The sequence below is a fragment of the Lactobacillus kullabergensis genome (assembly GCF_000967195.1).
GTDB classification, from domain to species: domain Bacteria; phylum Bacillota; class Bacilli; order Lactobacillales; family Lactobacillaceae; genus Lactobacillus; species Lactobacillus kullabergensis.
This window is the reverse complement of the sequence record NZ_KQ033870.1, coordinates 36,481-58,950: the sequence shown is the minus strand read 5'-3', so window position 1 is coordinate 58,950 and position 22,470 is coordinate 36,481. Positions and strand designations below refer to the sequence as shown.

The window sequence follows — 22,470 nt, the reverse complement described above, 5'->3', positions numbered from 1 at the left end:
GAAGTTTATTCATCTAGTAATTTAAATAGTCTGCTTCTAAGCTTACTTGTTTGGACTGACCATGAATAATGTCTTTGATATTTTTCTCTGCATAATCAAAGCGTGAATGATCGAAAAATTCATAGCCATTTTTTTGAAAATTACCAGGGTGATATTTACCTACCAAATTTCCATAATTTCTTTAACTTCCTCTGGGTCTGGGTTAAGAACTCCATCTGATACGCTTTCAACATCTTTTTTAATTGGGTCCTAACCTTCTAGATGACTAGCCACAATAACTCCTCTTAGCTCAAAATACATAGCTTTATCAGACACATAAACGCCCTGAATAATTTGTTTTTCATTGTTAATATCAAGTTTATATTCTTTGGACTGTAACATATTTAATAGATCGCCAGCTCTTTAATTTAAATAGATTGCAAAAGCATTAAGCACTCTTGCTGACTAGTTTTCAGATGATTTAGCTACATTAATATCCCCAAATTTATCCTTCAATTGCTGACATACATTATTTGTTTTTTTAATTTTCTTCATTTAGCCAGTAAATTCGACCATCATCCGTTCTCTTTAAAAGATGATTTTCAATTAAATCTCGCCTTCTGGTAACATAATCAGCCACATAACGCATTAAAATTAAATTTACTTCCTGCTCAGAATATTTTTTTGCTGGTTCAAATTTAGTTGCCAAATATTGTAAAATCAACAGCCGGTTTTTAGCCTTACCAGGCCAAACTTTAACAACTCCATCATTATCAATATAACGCATTAATAATTCTTTATTCTCCATTTTTTCCATTCAAATTAATTATTCTATCAAACAACGACTTTTCAGTTTCAGAAATTTTATGAGCAACTTCAATTACTGCCAAATTAGGCTTTTTTAATAACGTTTTATGAATTGCAAGTGACAGTTCCGGATCGAGGGCACTAGTAGCTTCATCAGCGAGCAATACTGGCCGTTCAGAGAGAAAAGCACGTGCAATTTCAATTCTTTGGATTTGTCCTCCGGATAAATTTGCCCCCTTTTCACCAACCTGATAATCCCAGCCTTTTTCATCCACGAGTTCAGTTAGTCCCGCCGATTCAACTGCTTTAGCCAAACTTTCTGGAGAAGCCTTCCGCCCCAGTAAAATATTAAACTTAATTGTATCATCAAAGATAAACGGCTTTTGGTTAACGTAACTGAAATTATCGTGAGCTTTGGTCCAGTTGCCAGTGACATCTTCACCATCAATATAAACATGACCTTCACTAGGTTTAATTTTACCTAACATTAAATTTAACAACGTAGTCTTTCCCCAACCACTAGGTGCCATGAGCAAGATTTTTTCATTAGGTGCTACGGTAAGATTAAGATGAGTGAAAATCTCTCTGCCACCTTGACTGTATGTTGCATCTTCAACTTTCAAACCAGTAAATTGACCAGTTTTCGCACTTTTAGTACTGTCAGCTGAAAAAGACAGAGCCTGCTCTACTTTATCCCACATCGGCTTAGTAGACTTGATTGCATTCAATTGTTCAAAAATATTAACTATCGGGTTAATAAATTCATTAGACAGTTGCACTATCATAATTAAAGTACCAACACCAATTTGACCTTGCAGCATTAAGATGGCACCTACTAGAAACGGCAGTATAAAGCTAAAAATATCTGCAAAAGCCATAATGACCTCTCCTGCTGCAGCTTGTGTGAAGTTTAAGTTCTTTAATGCTTCTTCCATTCTTTTGGCACTATTAACCACTTTACTAATAGTCGAACTTTGGGCATCGTATAAGCCCACAGTCTGCGCTCCGTTTAACCCGTCATTCACACTCTGAGTGTATGCGATGTTATTTGTCTCCCAAACTTTTGCTTTTGCTTGAATTGTTTTGGTAAAAGCCCTTTGCACTAGTCCAGGAATTAAAGTAGTTACCATAAAAATTAAAGTTAAAATCCAGGAATTGATTAAACCAACTACTACTGATAGCAAAAAAGATACTAATTCTGCAATGATCATTAATTCATTTGTAGTCTTAGACGTCTCAATCTGTTTAAGATCGTTCGTCATCAGACTTAAACCATCCTTTTGTGAGTCACTGCGTTGTTCAATCAGGTAGCTCATCGTTTTGTCTTTAAGATAAACATTGACATCCTGAATAATAGCGTACTTGATATAACGGTACACAAAATTAGACAACATAATAATTAAGATTGTTGCGGCACCAATGCCAGCAATTCTAATTAAATTGCCGCTATCGCCTTGACGATATTGCGCTGCATTTAACATGATCTTAGTGACATATGCAATTACCACATTGCCAAATGCCATTACTATTGCTAAAAGTGTGTAGGCAACGAGTTTCCATTTAGGTGCAAATTTTAATGAAGATTGCATTTTTCTACTCCTTCTTTATTATTAAAATGGTTAAGATATTTTTTAAAACATATTAAAGCATGAATTATTTTTCTGGCTTTTTTTTCTCATATATGAGAAAAAAGTGCATAATATCTTAAAAAGGACAAAATAGCATGCAGTCAGGAATTGAATTTAAACAATTAAGGAAAAAACAGCATATTACGCTTAAAGAAGCAGCTAAAGGCATTTGTTCCATTCAAATGCTTTCTCGCTGGGAAAATGATCAGGGCCATATGGATTTTAACCGGGTGTTAAAACTGTGCGAAAGAATTAGTTTATCGGCAACTGAATATATTGCGCTTGCTAAACTCGACCCGCAGGATCATATTGCGCTTATTTTAGAAGAATCTTGGAATAACCACGACAAAAACTATTTGAAAAAACTGGCTCAAGCGGCATTAAATAAATACGAGTCAAGTCAAGATCCTTTTGACCTCGATTATGCAGCAATAGCCTACAGTTTGTATTATAAAACTTCACAACACAACATCTTTCCTATAGCCCAGCAAAACGAATTAAACCATCAGTTAAGTAAAATAACTGTTTGGGGCCATGAATTTCTTTCACTGTTTGCCAATGTTATACCTATTATTAGTCCTAGAATTATTTACCAAATCTCTGTTCAGGTTATCAGCAATATTTCTTTTATTAAAAAGGCAGGAGAAGGTACATTTCATTTTGGTATAGCAGCTCTATTTGAAGCTGTAATTGGTTTAATTACAAATAGTCAGTTTAAATTTGCAGATAAACTGCTAACACGAATAAACCAGATTGACTTACCAGATAACGAAATGTTGTTAATTGTTGGGCGCAAATTTTTAAATGCAATTCTTACATTTCACAATACTGCCAATGATGAAGCAGCTGTCTCAATCATTCATTTTTTAACTAATATGGACATGCAAACTACGGCTGCTTATTTTCTGCAAATATTAAATCAGGTTAAAGCTTTAAACTAATCATAAAATTTATTAAATAAGTCTTCGATATCAATTCTTTCAACTGCGTATTGAATATCAGCTCTAACTAAGCTGGCTATAAGTTGCGTCAGCTTATCCTGCTCAATTTTTTCTAGAGGAACTAATATCAGGTTATTAGGCAAAGTTTCGTAATCATAATTAGCTAGCAACTTAGTCGTTTCAGGGGTAGACTGCATCTTTAAATACCGTTTATTTTGCTTTTTATTGTCTAGATCTTCAATAATGTGTCCTTTACCCATAAACAAGACCCTGTCAGCATATTGCTGCAAGTTAGACAAAAGGTGTGAAGCCATAATGATTAACTTGTTTTCATCCTTTAGTTTAAGAAGCATCTGTGAAATTAAAGCTACGTTCTGTGGATCAAGTCCATTCATTACTTCATCTAACAACATTACAGGAGAATCAGCTGCTACTACCATTGCAAAACAAAGTCGCTGTTTCATCCCTAAAGAATAAGTCTGTACTTTCTTATCCACGTAATTTTCCATTTGCAAGTCAGTAATTATTTGCTCAACGGGCTTTTCAGAATTGTGCCAAAGATCAGCGTATAAATTAAGATGATCCCGTCCAGTCATAAAGGGAAACAGGTCGCTTTGTTCAGGAAACGAGCAGATTTCCTGGTGTAATTTAATCGTGTCTTTTTGTGTTTGATAACGTGTATTTTCATATTCAACAAACCCTTTTTGCGGCGTCAGATTATGCAAAATAACGTTGATCAAGGTCGACTTACCAGTACCATTAGGCGCTACGAGACCAACGATCTCGCCCTGCTTAAATTCCAAGTTAACATCGTCTAAAACAACGTTTTTTCCAAATGCCAATGTGACATCTTTTATTTTTAACATTTTAATCACCTCGTCTAACTAAAGGGATGCTTTTAATTTGCGTGAACAAAAACAGTAAAATTTCAATGACAAGTGCCAGACAAATGAGTGGCCCTAAGCCAGCAGTAAAGCCCCATCCGGGTGCATCCATCAAATAAGCCAAGTTGCCGGTAATACTGTCACCGATAGAAAAGTAAGTCATAGGCCATTTTTCCAAAAACGGGTAAACAAAGCCCATGCCCAACGAGAAGTAAAGCATCTTCGCACTGATAGCAAACAGACTGCTAAGCATGCCGGCAACATATTCGTTACGCAAAACGATTGACAGCAGAATTGTTAACCTGATAAAGATAAACGAAATAATGATTGCAAAAATGATAAACTGCAAATAATACATACCTAGTGTTTCAGTCCTAAAGGTTGCTTTGAAGTTTATTTTGCCTAAATAATCAACAGTATTTAGTCTTAATGATCCCAAACCATATCTAGGTGTTATACAAAGAAGAGCAATTATCCCAGCTACTACAAAGTCAAGCAAAACCCCTACTTCAACAACTCCAGTTTTCAACCATAAAATAGTGCGTTTACTTAAAGGAATATTTTCCAAGACCGTATAATATTTCCTGTCATTAGTCACAATGTCCGCAGCAAAGAAACAAACTATCACTACCATTATTAAGACTGCCCAGCCAGAAAGTGAGTTTTGAATTACTTGTAATGTTGTGCGCTCTTCCAAAATGTTTTTATTCAGCCCTGTTTGCTTATCCTTTTTACCGGCTAGAAGTGCGTTATACAAGTGATACGTCCGTTGATAGCCAAAATGACCATCCTGCTTAAAATTATCATTTTGATTATACGCAGCTGGATACAAAAAGTTTTGGTTACCTTCCACAAAGATTAACTCGTCAATATATTGATAACGAGCACTGGCGTATTTAGCATAAGCATCCCAGTCTTTTTTCTTTATAGCGCGCAATATTTTTTTATCATAAGATAAGACCTGTGGGTAAGTACTGACAGCGTCCACTGCCCCTTTGCTAGGAATAGAATAATAACCTGGCTTCTTGGAATAAGCAATCTCTTGCATAGCCACTTTCAGAAAGGCTGTATCATCAATATATTCCTTTTTAATAGGCTTGGCATCGACTTGTTCAATTACCTGACGGTTAGGCACACTGACCAGACTAAAATATAAAGACATAATCACAGTAGCAATAAACAATCCAATATTTTTGGGATTAACCAAAAAAGCCTTCAACTGAAAGAGGAAATAACGCCATTTCATCGTGCAATACCTCCTTTATTAACCAAGTGTCTGAACCAGATGATCAAAATAAATGACCAAACTAATAGGATACAGCCGCTGGTGACTATGTTTAGCCCTGCAAATCCTGTTTTACTTGCCACAGTACCATTAAGCACATCATTAACATTTAAATATGCAGATGGCAGCCAAGCAATAAATTTAAGCATTTTGGCAGGCAAATACGTTAATACATATAGAGCAATACCAATAAAGGTAGTGAGATATACATTTTTTGTTATCTGGTTAAGAAGTAAAGTTAAACTGGTCACAAATACTACCAATACTGCGGTATAAAGTAAAAAGAGCAAACAATCCAACCAGACTGGGATTGCTATTATTTTATTAAAGTAAAAAACGTTAGGGTAATTTAAACTGCGAAAGCCATTTCGTAAGCCGGCAAAAAGATATGCACCAACTAGTCCAATAAGTAAAGGACCCAAGGCTAAAGCCAAATTGATCATGGTTTTGCCTTTAACCTCATCTTCTACACGATAAGGGATATTGCGCAAAACCGTATCATGATCCAACTTAACCATCCACACATCATTAGAAATAAGCAAAATATAAAAGAAAATAAAAATAGCCACAAAATTGAGAATATAGATTAAATAAGTTGCTGATGCCTTTGAATTCATAACTGCAGGTATATGATGACGATAAAGATATTTATAGGTAACTAATCTTTGATGCAATTGATACTTGGGTGGAACATTCAATGTGCTGGCTCCCAGATAATTATTGCGGTAGCCGTCTAACATGGTTTGAAATAACGTGATCGATCCGTCTAAATAAGTTTGGGGATCACTTAAAACTTCCCCATTTTGCAAACTGAAAATACAACCTTCTTGGGCATTTAAATTGTCATAAGTCTCTTTATATTCTTGTTTGCGTAATAAACTGCTGTCAAAATAACTGATATTAACCTCAAGAGAATCATAGTATGAGCGCCACTGACGGTAGTTATCTCCCAAGTTTTGAGCTTCAACCACTAGTACAAAGAGAACCATGAATAAAACCAAAGCGCCCATTAACAGAATATTTTTCTTTGATTTGCGTGCAATAGTAAAATTTGCCTTAAAATAAGTTCTCTTCATGGAAATGCCTACCTGATTTACTAAAAATGAAAAGTAATTAACAATGATTTTATCATATTTTATTTAGCTCTATTATAGCTAAAAGCAAAGCTAGTTTCTTAAGTACCATTTATAATCATGAATTTATAATAAACTCAGCACAATTGCATATATGATAATTAGGATTGAGAAAACAGGTGAATTTAGCCTTTAATTTTTATCATAAATAAAAAAACCGATAAATCATCGTTTAAAGCGTAATTTATTGGTTTTTGTCTTTTTACAACTATTTATTTAAGCGTCAGCAAATAATTATACCCATCATCAAAAGCTATATTGTTTGCCAGGCGGTTTCCCGTATTACTGTAACCAGTAAATTTAAAGGCTAAATATTTTGCCTGACTGACTAAGGTTTTATCTATCTGCCATTTGATTGGTAAAATTTGCAAAGACTGCAAATGAGCAATATCAGTTACGTCCTTAGCAGCCACTACATTTTTAGATTCATCCAGTAATACCAGTTCTGCGTTATTAATTAAAACTGGAGCAGCCAGGCCATAATTAGTTAGATTAACTTGATAGTCAATATTCTGCCCATCTGCTTGATAGCTAATATCTTTAACTGCTAAGCGGTAACCCAGATAATCCCTAATATATTCATACCAAGAACGACTTATTTCATTATCATTAGTATCTTTAAACCATGATTTTTGATATGGTAATTTATATTGGTCTAAAAGTGCAGGCGTTACTAGTTGCCGTTTCCAAGCACTCAAAGAATAGTCTTTGCCATCTTCTTTGTAATTATGAGCTATACTCAATGAAGTAAAATGATGAACTGCAAGACGGTGAGCAATCAGTGGTGCAGAAATTAACTGACCGTTATTGTCTGATGCATTGGCAGAACCCCAAATCATTTCACCGTCAACCGGTACAGTCTGAGATTGTTCTGCCATCGCCTTCCATTCAGCAGAATTAGGATCTGCACCTGCAGTATTCCACACATGAGGGCGACCAATCAAGTAATCATCATGAAATCCAACTCTTTGCCAGTCAGAACTCTGGGGATCAACATTTCGTGACTTGATATTGTAATATCTGACTTGGATAAATAAATCTTTAGGAGTATTGGCTAATAATGCCTGCAGAATTGCTTTTTCATTCATACGGCTACGGGCTCCGCTGTCCCATTCTCCCCAAGCTCCAATAAATCCAGCTTGTAAATTAGCTATTTGATCACGATGCTGAGCAATCCAGGGAGCTAGTTGCTTAATATGTGCAACCACTTGCTCAGTTGTAGGTTCCTGAGATTTAGGATGAGCATCATCCCAAATATAGGCAAAACGTAATACAGCCTGTAAATGGTTTTGCTTCAACTTTTGGAAATATTGATCCATATTATTAAAGGCAGTTTGATCTAGTGGCTTATCTTTATAATCAGTCAGATAAAAGTATACTTGTGTAAGTCGCGGATTATCATCAGCAAATGTAGCTATCGCATTTTGCATTTGCGCTATTCCTGTTTTATCCGCATTACCCCATAGTCCCATGCCGGTTTTAACATTTAAATTTAACTCTAAGCGAAAGCCACGATCGCTATTGTTAGCCATTTCTTGATTTTGCTGCTCTGTTAGAGGCTTTTCGTCATATTCAGAAATAGTTGCAGCCTTAACTGAACACAAATTTTGCTGATTTTGAAATAAAAGTAACCCTAAAAATGCAGTTATTAAAGTTAGCTTTTTAAATATTTTTTTCATGAGTTATTCCCCAGTTACAATTTAAACCAATTAATACCATCTACCCACTGACAAACATTGGCAAGACGTGCTGTGCTGTTATTAGTAGCCTGCAGCCTAACTCCGACTTTATCAGGTTGATTATGTTTTATTAATGGGATAACCGTATTTATTTCTCGGTTAGTTTGTAAAGCACTTTTTTCAACGAAAGCCTTACCAATAATATTCTGCTGTTGATCTACAGCAAATAACTCTATTTGTTTCAAAGCCAGAGGAGCGGCGAAGCCGGTATTCTTCAGTGTGAGATAAACGGCAGCATTTAAAGCGGAGTTATAACTAATTTGTTTAACTTCTAAACGGTAGCCTAAATAATCTCGCAAATATTCAAAATAATTACGTTCAATTGTCTGATTCTTTTGATCCAAAAACCATGATTTTTGATACGGCCAATGCTTTTTATCTAATAAATCAGGCGTAACAGGAACATGCTTCCAATATTCAAATGAGCCCATTTGAGGAAATTTAAGCCCCTCTGGTTTGCCAGTTCTTTTTAATTCATTTTCTAAGGTCACATTATAATATGAATTAGTTTTTATCTCATGGTAATTATGCGCAATACTTAAGGTAGTAAAATGATTTTCAACCATTCTTTGTGTGGTCAATTCAGGATCTACGTATTTTGTTTTTAAATACATAGGATTGGCAAATAGCCAGATACTTTCGCCATCAACGATTGTCGTTTTTGAATCTCTTATTAATTGTTGATACTCATTCGAATCATGATTTTTACCCGCTGTATTCCACTCATGTCCAATACCAATTAAAAAGTCATCGTGAAAACCAATTCGTTGTTCATTCTCTTTTTCAGCAACATCTATATTACGATTTTTTATATTTAAATAACGTACTTGTACAGTTAGATCTTGAGGAGAATTTAACAGCAAACTATGTAAAATTGCTGATTCATCAGTTGTCTCACGAGCATGGGCAGACCATTCTCCCCAAGGTCCAATAATGCCTGCCTGTAAGGCATGAATTTGCTTGCGATGTTCGTGGAGCCAGCCAGATAACTGTTCCAAGTGCTGCTCTACTCTCTGCACACTAGGAGCCTGTCTATAAGGCCTTTTATCTTCAGAAACATAAGCAAAACGAAGCAATGCTTTTAAATTTAATTTAGCCAGTTCCTCAAAAAATGCACTCATATGGTTAAAAGCTTGTGCATCCAGTGGATCATGCTGGTAACCTGTTAAGTAAAAATAAACCTGCACTATTCGTGGCTGATCGTCTGTATACAGTGATGCTTCTCTTTTTAACGCAGCAATAGCATCTTCATCCGCATATTCATATATGCTCTTACCCGTTTTTACATCCAAATAAACTTCAAAGCGAAAACCACGATCAGGGTTTGTGAGTAAAATCTTCGTTTGATCTCCACTTAACTGCTTAGGATAATAATTTTCCATTTTTTCCTCCCAAACTAATTACCAGTACTTTCTCGCAAAATTAGTTTAACTTCTAATAACGTTGTAGCGGCGCGCGTCTTTTTTTCTATTATGTCTTCTCTAATTAAATGGACAGCAGTTATACCTAGGTCTTTTTCCGGAACAGAAACTGATGACAATCTGGGAATATAATATTGCGCCATTTGAATATTATCGAACCCAATAATATGGTAATCGGCAGGAGCATGAAAACCTTTTGTATGCAATTCCTGCATTATTCCAATTGCCAATTGATCATTTCCAGCTAAAATTCCTTTGGGTAAAGTAGGTGATTGTGCAATTTCTTTACCCGCCTGGACGCCATCTTCAATGCTCCAACCCGGAGTAAGAATTGAACATTCATCTTGATCATGCAGTTTCATCCACTCCCGATAGCAATTTAAACGAACCTCACCTTTTGCTTGAGTTTTTTCTCCTTGCAAATTAGTCATATAACGGGGACCACCAACATATACAATATTGGTTTGAGCAAATTTTTCTAGTTGTGTTAAAGCTTCTTTTACTCCGGCAGTTAAATTAGCATTAACCAGCTTGACGGAATTATTTTTATATCTTGCTTCAATAATGACGATATTAGAGTTTAATTTTTTTAGTTCGCTAATGGCTGATTCGGACAAGCCGCCGATAACAATCACGCCGTCCCAATAATACAGTCCATCCCAAAATGAATTATCTAAAGATTTATTCAAATAGTAGATCGAACTTAACGTCATTTTCTCTTTTTTAAGTTCTTCAATAATCCCCTGCTTTACTTGCTGATAATACGTATATTCTGCTACTTGGTCTAAATTCATAGTTGTCAGCACGCCAATGACGGGACTCTTTTTACTTTTATTTTTTGTATGATAATTTAACTTTTTAGTAGCTGCCAAAACTTTTAAACGCGTTTGATCAGTTACACTTAGGGAAGCGTCATTATTTAAGATTCGTGAAACTGTACCAGCCGAAACACCTGCTAACTGAGCTACCTGTCTGATATTAGCCATTTTATTTTCTCATCTTTCATATTTGGTTATTATAACAGGTGCTATTAAAATTCGTTTTAAAAATATAAACTTTAGAACCTGATAATCTAAACACAATCTGCTATTACAGCATTTTTGCAATTATGCTATCAAATATTTTTTGTAAATCAAAGAAAATACGGTTGTATCATTATTGTCAATACATCCGCGTTTTCTCAATTTACCCGCTTAATTTTGCAACAGGCTTTTTTCAGCAGATAATCTGATTATTTTTAAATTTCTATGTTTTATGCAACAACTTTTAAATTGAATAAAATAATAGCCAATATTAGAACAAACCAAGTTGCTCTAGTAGAGTTCATATGTTTACGATCAAGCAGCCAATAAATAAAGGCAACTAGTAAAACTGGCAGAAGCGATGGCATAATCTGATTAAAAATATCCTGCAGCTTCATCGAAACTTTTCCAGCTCTAAAGATAAACGGGATTTTTAAAGTAATAACAGTTGGAATCAAAGCTCCTACAACCGTCACTCCTAGCAGGGTTGCTGAATCAGTCAATGCGTTAAGCTTAGAGCTCATTGAAGTAACCAGGTTGACCCCTTGTTTATAGGCAAATGGCATCCAAGTATAAGCCCAAATGTAGATAACGCCTAATGCAACCATCCATAAAATAGCACCAAACGGGTTGCCTTTAAGAGCCATGTATGATGCAATCGCACCAAAAATAGTGGATTGAACGGTACCTAATAAGGTGTCACCTACAGCAGCAAATGGTCCCATAAGTCCAGTTTTAATACCTCTTACACCATCAACTGAATCAATTCCCTCTTTTTCTTCCAGAGCAATGTCGACACCTTGGATAATGGAGCCCATATGCGGACTGGTATTAAAGTACTCAGACTGCACACGCATCATTTTCTTCATATCTTCAGGCTTATCACCATATAACTTACGTAAAATTGGCATTTGTGAACCAACATAGCCTGGAGCCATCATAGTTTCGTAGTTCCAGCTTAGTGCGGAGGTAAAAATCCAGCGTAAGTTAGCGCTACGAATATCTTTTTTAGTTAACTTATGACTCTGTGTTGTCGTAGTTTTTTCAGTAGTATTATTCTTCATCACCGGTAATTACTCCTTTATCATCAACACCCATTTCAGCAGCTTTTTCTGTATCTAAGCCATTGCTACCGCTACCAGACTGGTTTTTGTCATGAATGATAGAATTATAATGATTAATGGCAAAGCCGACTCCGACAAGTGCAACACCAAGCATCGGTACGTTTAAATAAGCAGCGGCTACAAAGCCAAAAATCATGTATGCACCAAATTTCTTAATAGGCAAGTAATGCATTAAGATAGCAATACCAACTGCTGGTAACATAGTTCCGGCAGATTTTAATCCACCCATTAGCCACTGTGGCATATAGTTCAGTACATTTTTGACAAATGCTTCACCAAAAATCAACACTAACAGTACAGGAACCGACCTTGAAAGCCCCCACGGAATAGCCCCATAAAGACTATTTCGTACAACAGCTTTATCATCGTTACGATCGATTGCCTTATCTATTCTGTGTGCAAAATAGGTATTAGCAAAACGAGCCAAAATATCAAGTTGCACCATCAATAGACCCACTGGAATAGCAACACCAATACCATAGTTAATGCCTTTTCCTGAAATATGCGCAATTGCAGTACCTATGATTGCTCCGGTGGCATAATCAGGAATCGAAGCACCACCAAAGGTACCGACACCTAATATCATTAACTGCAATGTTGCTCCTACGGCCAAACCTAATTTCATATCACCAACAATTAGTCCTGCAATTAATCCAGCGTTAACTGGGTTACCAAAACCAATACCAACTGTGATAATTTCATTGATTTGGAAGAAAGCAAACAAAGACAGCAAAATTATTTGAACTACACTCAATGAATTCATTATTATTTCTCCATCCGTTTATTTAATTCAGACATAAAGTCTTCTCTAGGATCGTTTGGCACCATCTGGTGATAAAGCTTTACTCCCCGAGCATCAAGTTCCTTAAAAGCCTTTATTTCTTCGTCATTAACTCCCACGCTCTTGAACAATTGCAGTCTGCCTTCACCACTTGGCAAGTTACCAACATTAACTTCTTTAATTGGTACACCTGCGTCGACCATCTTAACCAGAGCCTCTGGTTCACGAGTAATAATAAATATTTTTTGGTCAGCATAGCGTCCTTGAACAATATTGTTACTTGCACGATCTGGTGGCAAAATACTTAAAGCTGCTTGAGTGGGACGAGCTAATTTTAAAGCTGTTTTTTCCAAGTCATCCTTAGATACTTTATCGCCAACTACCATTAAGCGTTCTGCACCTAATTGCCCAGTCCATACACGAGCCACTTGACCATGAATCAAACGGCTATCAACTCTCACATTAACTAACTGCACAATTCATTACCTCCTTCTTGTTATCGCTTACATTTACTTACACCAAAATTATAGTTTATATATTTTGTTTTGTAAACATAATTTTTTTTAGTAAACAAGATTGACATTAACCTGTTTTATTAATAAGCTAATCTTAAACATCTATTATTAAAGAAAGTGTAACGGTATGATTACAGTTCAACGATCAAAAAGTAATATTTCAATGGGCAAACCCACAACTGTAATAGTTAACGGTTTAAGAGTAGGAGGTATTGCGGCTGGCTATGCTTTAAAATTAAATTTAAAAAAAGGGGACACGCTGCAACTAACTCAAGGCCTATTAAATCGCTCAGCCAAAATGATTATTAATAATACTGACGCTCATTATAAAGTTATTCCGAATCCAAAATCAGCAGGCTTAATAGCTGTTATGATTGCTGCTTTATTATTAATTCCGCCTATGATTAAAAGCTATGTCCCTTTTTCACAAAATGTTTCAGCAATTATTATCTTTTTAATCTTTTTGTTTATTGAATTAATTTTTAATTTCCGGAGTGGTCTGATTATTGAGGAAATTAAATAAAGATGCTGCCAAAAAGTTCAGTTAATGATTTTATATACATACAAAAAAGCTTACTTTTTGTAAAAAGAAGTAAGCTTTTTATTTACCATAATATTTTTTATATGAAACCATATCCTAAACATAATCATTAAAGTCAATTACGGCATCATAACGTTTTAATTCTGCCGGTTCATAGTGGTGAATAACCTCAATGAAAGTGAAGTTAGACGCAAACAAGTAGTCATGAATTGCCTGAGAAGTTGCCTTGTCCAATGATGCATTGACTTCGTCCAGTAATAAAATTGGTCGTTTGGCTAAGATAGCCCTTGCCAGTTCAATTCGTGCTAATTGTCCACCGGATAATTGGTCCGCATTATCACCTAATTGATAGTCAAAACCTTTTTCTTTAACCAGCTGTCCCAGTTCTAAATGATCACAAACTGCTGTTACTTCTTCTAAGGGGATGTCTGCACCCAAAGTAAGATTAAACCACAATGAGTCGGCAAAGATGACCGCGCTTTGGCTTGAATATGCAAACAAATTAGTAAAAGTACCAGGTTTAACGGCCTTTTGATTAAGCAATTCTTCTTGTGCCTGACCATAATCGCCATACATTAAATATTGGAGCATGGTGGATTTACCAGAGCCAGAAGGTCCAATTACCGCAACCTTTTGTCCTTTTGCAACTGCAAAATTAATTTGACTAGCTAATTCTTTATCCTGCCGTTTTAAAGTCAGATTTTTCACTTCTAATTGCTTAAAGTCATCAGTAGCAACACCGTTTTGCGGCTTTTGCTCACCTTTAGCAATAAATTGATTGATCTTGTTAACGATACCCTTAGTGGTAGATAAATTGTTTCGTTCATTTAAAATTTGCAGGATAGGATTAACAAAAGAATTAGAAAGCTGAGTGATGGCAAATAATGCTCCTAATGTTATTTGACCATTGACTACCAATAATGTCCCAAAAGCAAATGGTAGTAAAAATGCACTGGCAATCGCGATAATATTAAGGTAGGTATTAGTATTATTATTCAGCACATTCATTTTGGCCAGTTTTTCTTCCAGGCGTTCAACGGCACTCTTATTTTGCTTAACAGCATTGTCTTGCTCGCCGTATAAATTAAAAGTACTGGTGCCAGCTAAAATGTTTTTGGTTTGGCTGACATACTTGTCGTTAGCCTTAGTCCAATCACCTGAAGCCTTTTGAATTGGTTTTTGAAAAAAGTTGGACACGATTGTAGGGATTGCTGAGCCCACGAAATAAATCAAGGTAACAAACCAATTTAAATATAAAGCATAACCCAGCGCCAAAATAACGGTATAAGTATAGATCAGAATTTCAATTTCAGCTTCATAACGGTTAGTTTCTAATAACTTAAAGTCGTTAGTTAAAAAACCTAAATTAGCACTATCTTCTTCTTTATTTAGCAGCATCCCCTTTAACACTTTAGTTCTCAACTTAGTGTTAATCTGCTTAACTGCATCGGTTTTTAAGTAATTAAATAGTAAGCCTGAAATTAAGATTAAAGTCAGCGCTACTATAATCTGCGTCACTAAAGAAGGTAAGACTGAAAATTGTCTCTTAGTTGCCATATTAATCAAATTGCTAAGCATATAAGCAGCAAAGATATTTAAAGTACTGTATATCAAACCGAAAACATTTAGCCAAAAGAATTTTAAATGTGAATAGTTATGGTAAATCATTATTTTTCTCCCTCAGTTTTGTTAATAATTTTCTCATTCATTAAAGATGATAAATTAATTAAACTTGAGAAGAGCCGTGATTACAATACTATTTGACTAAGAGGTCACTATTAGGAAAGCAAGTGGGACAAATTTTGTACTAAAATACAGGGTTAACTTAACGTGTTAGTTAAGATTCTTTCTTTACTTAATCATTCATTTTAAAATTTCATACCAATTTTTTTGATAGAGTCAAAAATCGTTATAGCTTTTCATATTGGTCTAAGATTTTGTTAGCACAGTTATCGTCCAGACCCGTAATTTCTTTAATTGCAGTAAGAACTCCTTTTGTTTTTATCATCTCCTGCATTTCTTGAGACTTAGGATCATCCTCATCATTATATTTAAGTCCTAAGGCAACTGCCTTAATCAAGCACTCATTGTCCAAACCATATTTTTCACTCAATCTAATCGGTCCGCAAAGGCGGTCATTAATAGAAAGTTTACGTAGCGGATCATAAGCAACCCTCTTAATAGGATCTGGCACTTCTTGCTTAAGAGAGGGTAATTTGGTCAAATGATCATATTCAGCAGTAGTTAAGTTAAATTCTTTCTGACATACATTGTATATTTCTTCATTGATACATTTAATAAACTCTTGAATTTCATGATCCGATTGGGCTTCAGGAATTGTTTTATAGTTCTTATACCAACCGAAAAATGCAGTAGCTGCATGGGGACCATTAATCCCATAAATTTTTACCTCTTTAAGAGTTGGAACATTTTCAATTGGTTCCATCCAATCAACTTTAGATAAGTCTACATGCAAAGGCTTTTCAATGAGCAGAGATGCAACAGCCATGCTGTTAAGTTTTAAAGCATAATTAGAATCGGCACTAGTCGATCTACGAATAATCGCATCATGAATAAAAATATGTGTCTCTAACCAACTATTTAAATCTGGATCTACATTCTCACTCAAGAACTTTTTAATTTTACTTACTAAATAAATTTTATTAGTCAACAAAATAATATCTAGTTTCTTGTCTGGTTTTTCCTCCATCATTTTTTTAAAATCAATTATTAAGTATTTGAACACATCTTTTAAGTCTTCTGGATACACTGGTATCATAACTAAATCGCTAGCAAGAAAACTATCAATTTCATCATGTGCATCAGAAGTTAAAATTTGTTGATAGTTCTTAACTACTCTTGTATAAACCTTATCTGAAGTAGAAATATCAACTTGATAAGATCCTTCTGCTAATTTCTTAATCACTTTTGGATCTTTATCCAAAAAAGTTACGTTCCATTTTGCTTTTTCAAAAGCTTCACCGATAAAACCTTTTCCTAGCTTTCCGGCTCCAATAATCAGAACATTATTCATTATTATTCCTTTCTATTTACTTTCACTAATTTCAATTGAATTTTTACTATCATTGACTATCTTTTTTAAGTCAACATCTTCATTTTCACTACATAAAAGTTGCATACACAACGTAAGCACAATAGGTAAATTTACCCCAGTTATTATCTGATACTGTATATTTTTATAATTAAGTAGTTGAATTAAAACTTGATTGTAAGGCGTGCCATATTTTAAATCGAATAGAAAACAAATTTTTTTATTTTTATTTTTATTTAGGTATAATTTAATTCTTTGATTAAAGTCCTCTAATCCTTGATTATCTAATCCAAGGTAGCTAAGAAAGTCCATTTTTCCAACAATCATATTACAAGCTTCATATAATCCCTTTGCTAAACTTCCGTGCGATAATATCAAGACTTTCACGAATTTCCTCCGTTACTTTTACTTTACATGACATAGTAGATACAATATTTGCCTTTTTAAACTACTCCGATAAATGAAAGAGCAAAAATAGCAATAATATATATAATTATCATTTTTAATGTGCTAATTTTCTTTTTCTTCATCAAATACCAAGTCCCGATCACTAGAAGTAATGGTACTAACTTAGGGAAAACGCCATTTAACAAATTTTCAACTTTAATTCGATCATTGCCACTAGGAATAGTTAATTTTAACGGTAGATTAACGTAGCTGGCAGCAACTCCTCCCATAATAATAGTGCCAAACAAAATTAGAGTATCTTTGATTTTATTAGCCTTTTCACCTATTAAAACGTTGATACCATTAACGCCTAATTCATATCCTTTTTTAAATAAGAAACGCATAATTATTGTTACTACAAGTGGGTATGCAATCATATAAAATAATGCACCAAATGGACTATTGTTTTTGCTAAAAGAAATTGCAATAGATAAAAGCAACGGGATTATTAACCCTGGATTCATCGCGTCACCGATACCTGCCATGGGACCCATTAGACTGATTTTAGTTGTCTCAATAACCTCATTGTCAACATTATGATTTATTGCTTTTTGCTCTTCCATTGCTGTTACAATGCCTGGAATAACAAAGCCAAAGACTGTTTCTGTATTATAAAAAGTAGCATGTCTTTTCATCCCATCAATTTGACCAGCCTTGTTATAGTACTTTTTAAACAGAGGAATTAAAGACCAAGGAAATTGCATTCCAATTAGTTTTTCCCATGAAACTGCAGCCGGAGTGGAACATGCAAAGCGCCACCATATGCGATTAAGTTCTTTTTTAGTCAGTCTTTCTGTGGTTTTAGACTTAATTTCTGGCTTAATATTTTCTTCTTCCATTACAGAACCTCCTCTTCAAAATCATCTTCATTATTGTTACTTTTCTCTTCTGAACTATTCTGGCTCGCCATGTAATAGAGGAATGCTAAGACGCCACCAAAAATTGTTAATCCTAGAATATTTAATTTCATAAAAACGATGCCAACAAAGCCTACTAAGAAAAATAGAATATAGGAGTTTTTACGTACACTTTGTATTAACAATGTAGCAATACCAACAGCTGGGAGAACACTTCCTAATATCAGTAAGCCATTCTGAACAAACGCTGGTAGTATTTTTAAAAATTCATTAACATATTTAGCTCCGAAATAAGCAGCCATGAAACTGAGACTACCACGTGTGATAAATTTTGTTAGTTGTGGATAAAGCCAGATATAACGATTAAGTTTCTTATAATCAGCGTTATCAATAGCATCATCCTGTCCTTTATGGAAAAAAGAATCCAAAGTCAAGTTTAATTGATAAACAAAAGTTCCTAAAACACCGATAGTAGCTGCTAATGCAACCGCTGATCCACTGTTCATATGATTAGCAATTGCAATAGCCATAGCTGGATATGAAACAAAAGCTAGGTCAATAGGAATTGATCCTCCCGGTGTAACTAAAGCTAAATAAACTAGTTGTACTGCTACTCCTAAGCTGATGCCAGTAGAAATATCTCCTAAAATAATGCCGCAAATAAAGCCACCGATTAAGGGTCTGCCCAAAACATACCAGCCAAATTGGGAACTATATAAAGGAAATTCATTACTACTAATTACACAAAAGAAAGCAATAAGCAAGCTTTGCAATATTGTCATGATTTCGCCTCCTGAGCCTTTTCTTTAACATCCTTCCAACTAATTGTTCTTCTTGCACCGCCCATTGGAATGATTGAAAAGCGATAACCATTATTATCTAAGTAATCAAATACATCAATCTCTTCATTATTTAAAGCAAAGCCATCAACAATGTAATGTGCATCACTTTTTTTACTAGCAGTGCCAACACTAATTTCATCTGTGATCTGGTAACCATGGTCAAATAAGTCCTTAACAGTTTTAACATTTTTAAAGATGATAATATATTTCTTCTGAGATAACTGGGCTTCAGAAAGTTTCTTTGTAGCCTGATCAACTGAAAAGCAAAATACTTTAATTGTATCCGGTACTACTTGCTTATAAATCCGAAAAAGTGGCTTGTTTTGGACAATATTATTGTCAACAATGATAATGCCATCACATGGATACTGCGGTAGTAGTTTGATCATGGTTTGTCCATGAATAATTCGATCATCAATACGATATAAACTAATCATTAATATATCCCTTCTATCTTTTATTACTTTTACAATTTCTAACTTATTTTTCTACTCCTTTCCAAACTTAAAATAGTTATTCTTTTTCAATCACACTAAATATAACATTGAAATTTTTTAAAAAAATTTTACTTTTAGATCAAATTAGCCTAAAAAAAAAGAGAAATTTTTGTCTCTCTTTTATCTGATAATTAAGGTAAAGAGTCCAAATTTTTTGAATCATTTTGCATGTTAAAATAAGGGAAATTTGAGCAAGTTATAGCAAGGAAAAAATAACAATGATTAACCAAAGACAAGTAAAAATTTTAGAATTCTATTTAGTCCATCAAAATACTTTTGTATCTGCAAAAAGTTTATCGGTTAAATTAGATGTTAGTCCTCAAACTATTAAGAATGACATCAGGGACTTAAATAATTTAAGTCATCAAGTGAGGCTTTTTAAGGTTATTTCTGCCCCAAATAAAGGTACTAAGATTACAGTTTTTAATAGTCAAAAATTAAATTTAAAAATCAAGGAGTGGGAGCAACATCTTGAAATAAATAATAAGGAGCAACGTAGCAATTTGATAATTAATTACCTGCTGAGCAGTTACGGTTATGTTACTAAAAGTCAATTAATGAGAAAGTTTTATATTAGGGAAACAACTTTATATAAACAAACAAAAGACATTGAAAAAGTTTTATCAAAGTTTAACTTGACTCTGAAATATAAAACAAACTGTGGTTATCTTATTAACGGTAGTGAATTAAATAAGCGAAACTATTTATCACACTTAGGAGTTGACTATAAAAATAAAAAGCATAAGTTCGAGCCTGAAGAAACAACAAAAATCTATAATATTGCTGCAGACATTTTCTTTAATCATAAATATCACATTAACGAAGAAATCCTGCAAAATATTACGGCTCACATTTATATTGCATTACAAAGAATTAAACATAACCATTTTATTGAGGAATCAATCAATTCCAATTTAATTAAGACAGAAGAGTACCAAATTTCAAAAGAAATTCTGATAAAAGTTTTTAAAAATTGCCGTATTAATCAGAAGCATTTCACTAATGAGACTTTGCTATTAACTCAAATTATTTTAGGAAAGCTTAACTACATCAATGACGAGGCATTACATGAAAAGATGAATAATTTTTTAAATACAGCCTTTGATGACATTTATGCTAAATTTGCGATCAACTTGGATGCAGTAGATAATTTAAGAGTACTTTTGATTCTACATTTAATCCCTTTGTTTTACCGTGTGCAGTCTGGAACCCAATTACCCAATCCTCTTGAAAATAAAATACATTCATCCTTCCCACAGGCTTATGACATTGCACTATATTTTTCTCAGCTTTTAGAAAAAGAATGCCACTTAAAAATTTCAAAAAATGAATTATCATTTTTGGTTCTTTATTTTAATTATGGGATTGAAAACTATCTTTCATCTGAATCAGGTAAAAAAATTCTGATTATTACTTCTTTACGTAAGTCAGAAACTATTCTACTAAAGCATAAAATTTTGAATTGGTTCCCTAAACAAATTGCTGAAATCCGTTTTGCATATCCCACTGAATATAACGAAAAAATATTAGTTGAAGAATATGATGCCATCTTTTCAACTGAAAATAATATTATTAACAATCAAGGTGAGATTACCTATATTAATCTTTTTCCTTCAGAAAATGATTACAAAAAAATAAAGCTTGCTTTAAATGGTTTTGACAATATTCACAGCATTCTAGAAAAGTTTGATCCCTCATGTTTTTATTACGGTGAAATAAAGACTAAAAAAGAAGCTTTAGATTTAGCTATTGAAAATGCAACAAGTCACTATCATCTTACCGGTGACTTTGCAAAATCTGTTAAAAATCGTGAGACATTAAATAGCACTTATTTTGGTAACAAAATTGCCATTCCACATACTGCCGAACCTGTTAGTAATGATACATTTGTCTCCGTGGTTGCTTTAAAAAATGAAATTAAATGGGACTCCTATAATACAATAAACTTAATTTTGTTAGTTTCAATTGCTAAAAATAACCCTAAAGAATTTCAGTTTTGGTATTATATTTCCTCCTTAATTCAAAATCCGGAATTACTAAAAGATTTTAGGAGAAAGCCAACATTTATATCTTTTAAAACAGCCATAAAAAAAGCATTAAAAAATAAATTTATTTAAGCTATATTAATAAGGTTTACAGCCAAGAACATATATTTCATATATAATTACTTGATCTTATAGTTCAACAAACTAAAGAAAACACGATATCATGATCGATATCGTGTTTTGCTTTTAGGATTATATTTTTCTATTTCTTTTAATTTCCACACTTTTAATTATACATTTTACTAATTTCTAAGTTCATTAGTAATACCTATAATCATTTCAATTAATAATAATAAGTTCCATAAGACGCTTAAAGTAGCAGCAATGGTTGTCAATATTATGACCGGTGTCGTAAAGCCTTGAGCTTCATACATGAACGCTGCGCTAGTTATAAAGACCAGGCTCAGAATATAAATTAACCAGTTAGCTATTTTATACATTTGGTGATCAGTTTTTACTGCAATAAACTCATCACGCTCGTCTTCAACATCTTTATCTGTGCCCACAGTTTTGGCTTTATAATAAAGATAAAAAGCAAAACTAATAGCAAAAACTGCATAAATAATATTTTTCGGTATATCGGTTTGCCTGCGGTGCTGCAGAACCTCTAAACTGATCAGCACTAACTCAAGAAGTGCTAAAAATGTAAAAAAGCATGCTGCGAAATAATATTTGATCTTTCTTTTCTTATTCTTCTTCATTTTCTATATATTCCTGTAAACAAAATAAGGTTTCAATATCGGTCCTAAAAACTTGCGCTAGTTTATACGCCAAGATGAGTGAGGGCTTGTATTTACCATTTTCTACTGAGATAATCGTTCGTTCAGTGACACCCACTTTGAAAGCAAGCTCACGTTGCGTTAAGTGCAGCTTTTTTCTATTTTCCTTTACTAAATTTTTGATAATCTCACCTTCTTAGCAATGTGAAGT

Annotated in this window: 22 protein-coding genes; 3 read left to right on the top strand and 19 right to left on the bottom strand. The window is 33.9% G+C overall.

Translation table 11 applies throughout. From position 1 onward, the window contains the following. Positions 1–520: 520 nt before the first annotated feature. Both JF76_RS00275 and JF76_RS00270 read right to left on the bottom strand, forming a co-directional pair. Entirely contained in the window at positions 521–787 is a 267-nt protein-coding gene (locus JF76_RS00275) for a DUF2087 domain-containing protein (protein ID WP_167594930.1), read from the bottom strand. After that, positions 777–2,375 carry an ABC transporter ATP-binding protein gene (locus JF76_RS00270; RefSeq protein WP_045927292.1) on the bottom strand — a complete coding sequence of 533 codons (1,599 nt, stop codon included), beginning with the start codon at positions 2,373–2,375 and terminating at the stop codon, positions 777–779. The genes JF76_RS00275 and JF76_RS00270 overlap by 11 nt, the downstream gene beginning before the upstream one ends. A gap of 134 nt (positions 2,376–2,509) precedes the next feature. On the opposite strand from JF76_RS00270, the gene JF76_RS00265 reads away from it, so the two are divergent. After that, positions 2,510–3,355: a helix-turn-helix domain-containing protein gene (locus tag JF76_RS00265; protein WP_045927291.1), complete on the top strand. Its 846-nt coding sequence runs from the start codon at positions 2,510–2,512 to the stop codon at positions 3,353–3,355. Here the strand turns inward: JF76_RS00265 and JF76_RS00260 are convergent. The 9 genes from JF76_RS00260 to JF76_RS00220 form a co-directional block, all read right to left on the bottom strand. Then, positions 3,352–4,221, bottom strand: a complete 870-nt coding sequence (locus tag JF76_RS00260) for an ABC transporter ATP-binding protein (RefSeq protein WP_045927290.1) — start codon at positions 4,219–4,221, stop codon at positions 3,352–3,354. The genes JF76_RS00265 and JF76_RS00260 overlap by 4 nt on opposite strands. Position 4,222: 1 nt before the next feature. Continuing rightward, positions 4,223–5,485, bottom strand: a complete 1,263-nt coding sequence (locus JF76_RS00255; RefSeq protein WP_045927289.1) for a tellurium resistance protein TerC — start codon at positions 5,483–5,485, stop codon at positions 4,223–4,225. Further along, positions 5,482–6,600, bottom strand: coding sequence for a hypothetical protein (locus tag JF76_RS00250; RefSeq protein WP_045927288.1), 1,119 nt, complete (start codon positions 6,598–6,600; stop codon positions 5,482–5,484). The genes JF76_RS00255 and JF76_RS00250 overlap by 4 nt, the downstream gene beginning before the upstream one ends. Before the next feature lie 269 nt (positions 6,601–6,869). Continuing rightward, on the bottom strand, positions 6,870–8,336 hold the full coding sequence (locus tag JF76_RS00245) for a DUF4874 domain-containing protein (protein WP_052697027.1): 1,467 nt from the start codon (positions 8,334–8,336) through the stop codon (positions 6,870–6,872). A gap of 14 nt (positions 8,337–8,350) precedes the next feature. Continuing rightward, a complete protein-coding gene (locus tag JF76_RS00240) occupies positions 8,351–9,778 on the bottom strand; it encodes a DUF4874 domain-containing protein (protein WP_052697026.1) in 1,428 nt (475 codons plus the stop codon). A 14-nt stretch (positions 9,779–9,792) separates the two neighbouring features. Continuing rightward, positions 9,793–10,803, bottom strand: a complete 1,011-nt coding sequence (locus JF76_RS00235; RefSeq protein ID WP_045927287.1) for a substrate-binding domain-containing protein — start codon at positions 10,801–10,803, stop codon at positions 9,793–9,795. A gap of 266 nt (positions 10,804–11,069) precedes the next feature. Further along, positions 11,070–11,903, bottom strand: a complete 834-nt coding sequence (locus JF76_RS00230) for a PTS system mannose/fructose/sorbose family transporter subunit IID (protein WP_045927286.1) — start codon at positions 11,901–11,903, stop codon at positions 11,070–11,072. Next, positions 11,893–12,726, bottom strand: coding sequence for a PTS mannose/fructose/sorbose/N-acetylgalactosamine transporter subunit IIC (locus tag JF76_RS00225; RefSeq protein ID WP_045927285.1), 834 nt, complete (start codon positions 12,724–12,726; stop codon positions 11,893–11,895). The genes JF76_RS00230 and JF76_RS00225 overlap by 11 nt, the downstream gene beginning before the upstream one ends. 2 nt (positions 12,727–12,728) lie before the next feature. Next, entirely contained in the window at positions 12,729–13,220 is a 492-nt protein-coding gene (locus JF76_RS00220; protein ID WP_045927284.1) for a PTS sugar transporter subunit IIB, read from the bottom strand. Between the two features lie 166 nt (positions 13,221–13,386). Between JF76_RS00220 and JF76_RS00215 the strand changes: the two genes are divergently transcribed. Next, the gene (locus JF76_RS00215) at positions 13,387–13,782 is read left to right on the top strand and encodes a hypothetical protein (protein WP_045927283.1); all 396 of its coding nucleotides are present in this window, start codon (positions 13,387–13,389) and stop codon (positions 13,780–13,782) included. A gap of 114 nt (positions 13,783–13,896) precedes the next feature. On the opposite strand, the gene JF76_RS00210 is transcribed toward JF76_RS00215, so the two are convergent. The 6 genes from JF76_RS00210 to JF76_RS00185 all read right to left on the bottom strand — a co-directional run bounded on the left by JF76_RS00210 (position 13,897) and on the right by JF76_RS00185 (position 19,435). Continuing rightward, positions 13,897–15,468: an ATP-binding cassette domain-containing protein gene (locus tag JF76_RS00210; protein ID WP_045927282.1), complete on the bottom strand. Its 1,572-nt coding sequence runs from the start codon at positions 15,466–15,468 to the stop codon at positions 13,897–13,899. 241 nt (positions 15,469–15,709) lie between these two features. Further along, complete coding sequence (locus tag JF76_RS00205; RefSeq protein ID WP_045927281.1) at positions 15,710–16,834, bottom strand: mannitol dehydrogenase family protein; 1,125 nt, start codon at positions 16,832–16,834, stop codon at positions 15,710–15,712. 12 nt (positions 16,835–16,846) lie between these two features. Beyond that, complete coding sequence (locus tag JF76_RS00200; RefSeq protein WP_045927280.1) at positions 16,847–17,239, bottom strand: PTS sugar transporter subunit IIA domain-containing protein; 393 nt, start codon at positions 17,237–17,239, stop codon at positions 16,847–16,849. Positions 17,240–17,295: 56 nt separating this feature from the next. Beyond that, entirely contained in the window at positions 17,296–18,138 is an 843-nt protein-coding gene (locus JF76_RS00195; protein ID WP_045927279.1) for a PTS system mannose/fructose/sorbose family transporter subunit IID, read from the bottom strand. After that, positions 18,138–18,938: a PTS mannose/fructose/sorbose/N-acetylgalactosamine transporter subunit IIC gene (locus tag JF76_RS00190; RefSeq protein ID WP_045927278.1), complete on the bottom strand. Its 801-nt coding sequence runs from the start codon at positions 18,936–18,938 to the stop codon at positions 18,138–18,140. Before JF76_RS00190 ends, JF76_RS00195 begins: the two co-directional genes overlap by 1 nt. Then, a complete protein-coding gene (locus JF76_RS00185) occupies positions 18,935–19,435 on the bottom strand; it encodes a PTS sugar transporter subunit IIB (RefSeq protein ID WP_045927277.1) in 501 nt (166 codons plus the stop codon). Before JF76_RS00185 ends, JF76_RS00190 begins: the two co-directional genes overlap by 4 nt. A gap of 278 nt (positions 19,436–19,713) precedes the next feature. Here JF76_RS00185 and JF76_RS00180 point away from each other — a divergent pair, with 278 nt between their 5' ends. Then, entirely contained in the window at positions 19,714–21,612 is a 1,899-nt protein-coding gene (locus tag JF76_RS00180; RefSeq protein ID WP_045927276.1) for a BglG family transcription antiterminator, read from the top strand. Between the two features lie 170 nt (positions 21,613–21,782). Here JF76_RS00180 and JF76_RS00175 read toward each other — a convergent pair whose 3' ends face one another. Beyond that, on the bottom strand, positions 21,783–22,241 hold the full coding sequence (locus JF76_RS00175; protein ID WP_045927275.1) for a hypothetical protein: 459 nt from the start codon (positions 22,239–22,241) through the stop codon (positions 21,783–21,785). Further along, complete coding sequence (locus JF76_RS10045; protein WP_045927274.1) at positions 22,228–22,443, bottom strand: helix-turn-helix transcriptional regulator; 216 nt, start codon at positions 22,441–22,443, stop codon at positions 22,228–22,230. The genes JF76_RS00175 and JF76_RS10045 overlap by 14 nt, the downstream gene beginning before the upstream one ends. Between the last annotated feature and the right edge of the window lie 27 nt (positions 22,444–22,470).

Excerpts from the sequence above, each read along its gene's own strand:
- JF76_RS00275 (WP_167594930.1), bottom strand. The coding sequence starts at position 787 with ATGGAGAATAAAGAATTATTAATGCGTTATATTGATAATGATGGAGTT.
- JF76_RS00270 (WP_045927292.1), bottom strand. The coding sequence starts at position 2,375 with ATGCAATCTTCATTAAAATTTGCACCTAAATGGAAACTCGTTGCCTAC.
- JF76_RS00265 (WP_045927291.1), top strand. The coding sequence starts at position 2,510 with ATGCAGTCAGGAATTGAATTTAAACAATTAAGGAAAAAACAGCATATT.
- JF76_RS00260 (WP_045927290.1), bottom strand. The coding sequence starts at position 4,221 with ATGTTAAAAATAAAAGATGTCACATTGGCATTTGGAAAAAACGTTGTT.
- JF76_RS00255 (WP_045927289.1), bottom strand. The coding sequence starts at position 5,485 with ATGAAATGGCGTTATTTCCTCTTTCAGTTGAAGGCTTTTTTGGTTAAT.
- JF76_RS00250 (WP_045927288.1), bottom strand. The coding sequence starts at position 6,600 with ATGAAGAGAACTTATTTTAAGGCAAATTTTACTATTGCACGCAAATCA.
- JF76_RS00245 (WP_052697027.1), bottom strand. The coding sequence starts at position 8,336 with ATGAAAAAAATATTTAAAAAGCTAACTTTAATAACTGCATTTTTAGGG.
- JF76_RS00240 (WP_052697026.1), bottom strand. The coding sequence starts at position 9,778 with ATGGAAAATTATTATCCTAAGCAGTTAAGTGGAGATCAAACGAAGATT.
- JF76_RS00235 (WP_045927287.1), bottom strand. The coding sequence starts at position 10,803 with ATGGCTAATATCAGACAGGTAGCTCAGTTAGCAGGTGTTTCGGCTGGT.
- JF76_RS00230 (WP_045927286.1), bottom strand. The coding sequence starts at position 11,903 with ATGAAGAATAATACTACTGAAAAAACTACGACAACACAGAGTCATAAG.
- JF76_RS00225 (WP_045927285.1), bottom strand. The coding sequence starts at position 12,726 with ATGAATTCATTGAGTGTAGTTCAAATAATTTTGCTGTCTTTGTTTGCT.
- JF76_RS00215 (WP_045927283.1), top strand. The coding sequence starts at position 13,387 with ATGATTACAGTTCAACGATCAAAAAGTAATATTTCAATGGGCAAACCC.
- JF76_RS00210 (WP_045927282.1), bottom strand. The coding sequence starts at position 15,468 with ATGATTTACCATAACTATTCACATTTAAAATTCTTTTGGCTAAATGTT.
- JF76_RS00205 (WP_045927281.1), bottom strand. The coding sequence starts at position 16,834 with ATGAATAATGTTCTGATTATTGGAGCCGGAAAGCTAGGAAAAGGTTTT.
- JF76_RS00195 (WP_045927279.1), bottom strand. The coding sequence starts at position 18,138 with ATGGAAGAAGAAAATATTAAGCCAGAAATTAAGTCTAAAACCACAGAA.
- JF76_RS00190 (WP_045927278.1), bottom strand. The coding sequence starts at position 18,938 with ATGACAATATTGCAAAGCTTGCTTATTGCTTTCTTTTGTGTAATTAGT.
- JF76_RS00185 (WP_045927277.1), bottom strand. The coding sequence starts at position 19,435 with ATGATTAGTTTATATCGTATTGATGATCGAATTATTCATGGACAAACC.
- JF76_RS00180 (WP_045927276.1), top strand. The coding sequence starts at position 19,714 with ATGATTAACCAAAGACAAGTAAAAATTTTAGAATTCTATTTAGTCCAT.
- JF76_RS00175 (WP_045927275.1), bottom strand. The coding sequence starts at position 22,241 with ATGAAGAAGAATAAGAAAAGAAAGATCAAATATTATTTCGCAGCATGC.